Genomic DNA, 3,204 nt, shown 5'->3' on the forward strand with positions numbered 1-3,204 from the left:
TAAGGAGGCTATTATGAAGAAACGTTGGTGGGGTGTTATCGCAGCTGGAGTACTTGTCGCCGGCGCCTATGGTTATTTGAAATTGACCGCTGTCGACGCAACAGGCCTTCCTGTTTCCGTCACTCCTGTTGTAAAAGGAAGCATTGAAAACAAAGTAATGGCATCAGGAATGGTTAAGGCGAAGCAAGAGGTCACGCTTTTCTCCCCAAATAATGGGACCTTGCTGCAATTTAACGTACAAGAAGGTGATACTGTTACAGCCAATCAAGTCATTGCTCGCATAGATGTAACCGATCTATCAAGCGAAATTGCATCCATTGATGCGCAAATCGCTTCGCAGCATGCTGAACTAAATCGTGTTAAATCTGGCAAAGAGCCTGAAACGATTGCCCAACAGGAAGAACGCGTTCGTCAAGAGAAAGAAAAGGTTGACTCTGCCCAGAAGGAATACAACCGTACAAAACAATTAGTAGAGGCTGGTGCTTCTCCTGCCACGGAATTGGACAAGGCTAAGGACTCGTTATCCCAAGCGCAATCATCTCTTAAAATGTCCCAGAGCGAATTAGCTCTCAATAAAAAAGGTCCAAAAAGCACAGATATCGCTTCCGTTCAAGCGCAGATTAACCAGCTGCAGGTAAAAAAAGCGGAGCTAACCAAGCAAAGCTCTCAATCCACCCTGGCAGCCCCTTTCTCCGGTACCGTTTTAAAGGTGGATGCTAAGAATGGCCAAGCCGTTACGAAGGGTACAGAAATAATTACGATGGGTGATTTGACAAAATTGCAAGTAGTAGCAGATATTAACGAATCAGATGTAAAAGATATTCAAATTGGACAAAAAGCACTGGTAAGCGGCACTTCTATGGGCAAAGAAAAAGCAGCCGCTACGGTAACCCGTATTTCACCGCTGGCTACGAAGATTCAAAAAGGGGAAACGACAGGAAAAACCAAAGTAAATGTCACATTGGAATTGGATCAGGCTGTCTCTGTGCTAAAACCTGGCTTTAATGTCGACGTGGATATTATGATCACCAATAAAAACAACATTCTTGTTGTCCCTTTCCAAGCGGTTGTGAATGATCCAAGCGGTTCCTTTGTCTGGGTCGTAGAAAACGGTCTGGCGAAAAAACGTCCTGTGCAAACCGGTACCGAAAGTGACTTGAATGTAGAAATCACAAGCGGTCTGAATGAAGGAGACAGTGTCATTAGCAGCCCTTCCGCTGATTTGATGGAAGGCATGCCTGTAATGGCAATGGAAGCAGGCGTACCTGGAGCGGTATAGAAGGAGGGAAACAGATGCTAACCGTTACTGATATTCGCAAGACCTTTATGAACGGTGATTCTGAGCTACCCATCCTAAAAGGAGTTAATTTTACCGTTAATAAAGGGGAATTCGTCGCCATCATGGGGCCCTCTGGTTCTGGTAAATCCACCTTTATGAACATGCTGGGTTGTCTGGATCGCCCCTCTTCCGGTTCTTATGTACTGGACGGAGTAGAGGTCACTACTTTAAACGAAAATCAACAAGCCGATCTTCGAAACCAAAAAATTGGGTTCGTCTTTCAGGCATTTAATCTATTGCCGCGGATTTCTGCGATTCGCAATGTAGAATTGCCTATGCTCTATGCAGGCATCTCGGCAAGCGAACGCAAAAAGCGTGCAGAAGAGGCGCTCATTAGCGTAGGTCTAAAAGAGCGTATGGAACACAAGCCGCCTATGATGTCAGGCGGTCAAAAGCAACGGGTAGCCATCGCGCGTGCTCTCGTGAATCGACCGGCGATTTTGCTGGCCGATGAACCAACGGGAAACCTGGACAGCCGTTCTACCAGAGAGGTTATGGCCATTTTCCAAGAATTGCACGCACAGGGAGTTACCATTATTCTTGTTACGCATGAATTGGATACCGCTCAGCACGCAGAACGTATTGTTGTGTTTAAAGATGGTGTCATTATGAAGGATGAAAAAGTAAAAGAACGACTCTTTGCTGTCGCAGATGAAAACGAGGTGTTCACTACATGAACCTCATCGAAAGCTTTCGCATTGCTATAGATGGTATTTGGTCCAATAAATTACGTTCCATTTTAACCATGCTAGGAATTATTATCGGCATCGCTTCCGTCATTGCCATTATGACAATGGGTAAGGGCGGAAAAGAAATGATGACAAATCAGTTCGGAAATGTAGCCGATGCAAAGTTTACCGCAAGGATAAGCTGGGAGAGCGATGAGCCTGTCAAGGATGATGATTTGACCATCGATGATGCTGTTACGCTGGAAAGAATCAATCCTTACATTCAAAATGTTATGGCTCAAATCTACGGCGGCGGAACCATCAAGGATAAGAAAAAGGATATCAGTGTTCAAGTATTTGGGACAACGGCCAACTTGTTAGAGGTAAATTCGAGCTATAAGATTGAGAAGGGCCGTTTCTACACCAGAGATGACGATAAAGAACAGCGAGATGTAGTGGTACTAGACAAGGGCTTAGCTGATAAATTGTTTCCTCAGGGAAATGCGGTAGGAAATCGGATTTACATGTCAGATGCCTCCTTTGTGGTCATTGGAACCCTAAAAAATGACATGCAGGGCTTTATGGGCGGCGGCATGCAGGATCTGGTGTACATGCCGGCACGAACCTATCTCAACCATAATGAAAAAGCAACGGTAAGCATGTTCCACATTCAAGCTAAATCAAATGCTACGATTCAAGCCGGGATGGACTTTACCAAGCAATATCTAAATCGTGTACATAAGCATAAAGATCATTACATGATAAAAAACACCGCCGATGATCTGAAAGAGATCACGAAGATGCTTGACATGCTTACGATGGTCTTCTCGGTTATCGCCGGAATTTCTCTTTTAGTCGGCGGGATCGGGGTAATGAACATCATGCTTGTCTCCGTAACGGAGCGCACACGCGAAATCGGGATTCGAAAAGCGCTAGGTGCCAAAAAACGAGATATCCTGACCCAATTTTTGATCGAATCGATTATTGTCTGCTTAATTGGTGGCGGGATCGGGGTCGGTCTTGGTCTTGGACTAGCTTCGATTATTATCTCATTTGCAGGCATGCCTCCCGTTACATCCTGGGACAGCATTCTTATCGCATTCGGCTTCTCTAGTGCAATCGGGATTTTCTTTGGGATCTATCCGGCAAACAAAGCAGCCAAGCTTGATCCAATTGAAGCATTGCGTTACGAATAAT

Annotated in this window: 3 protein-coding genes; all 3 read left to right on the plus strand. The window is 45.1% G+C overall.

Translation table 11 applies throughout. The annotated features are described in order from the left end of the window. Nucleotides 1-1,279, plus strand: a 1,279-nt coding sequence (locus tag QZ995_RS23520) for an efflux RND transporter periplasmic adaptor subunit (RefSeq protein WP_301812359.1), incomplete at its 5' end; no start/stop codon positions are given. Between the two features lie 14 nt (nt 1,280-1,293). Next, entirely contained in the window at nt 1,294-2,016 is a 723-nt protein-coding gene (locus tag QZ995_RS23525; protein WP_301812361.1) for an ABC transporter ATP-binding protein, read from the plus strand. Then, nucleotides 2,013-3,203: an ABC transporter permease gene (locus QZ995_RS23530; RefSeq protein ID WP_301812362.1), complete on the plus strand. Its 1,191-nt coding sequence runs from the start codon at nt 2,013-2,015 to the stop codon at nt 3,201-3,203. Before QZ995_RS23525 ends, QZ995_RS23530 begins: the two co-directional genes overlap by 4 nt. Nucleotide 3,204 lies beyond the last annotated feature (1 nt).

The sequence above is a fragment of the Brevibacillus laterosporus genome (assembly GCF_030489605.1).
In the GTDB taxonomy this organism is placed as follows: Bacteria; Bacillota; Bacilli; order Brevibacillales; family Brevibacillaceae; genus Brevibacillus_B; species Brevibacillus_B laterosporus_E.

Excerpts from the sequence above, each read along its gene's own strand:
- QZ995_RS23525 (WP_301812361.1), top strand. The coding sequence starts at position 1,294 with ATGCTAACCGTTACTGATATTCGCAAGACCTTTATGAACGGTGATTCT.
- QZ995_RS23530 (WP_301812362.1), top strand. The coding sequence starts at position 2,013 with ATGAACCTCATCGAAAGCTTTCGCATTGCTATAGATGGTATTTGGTCC.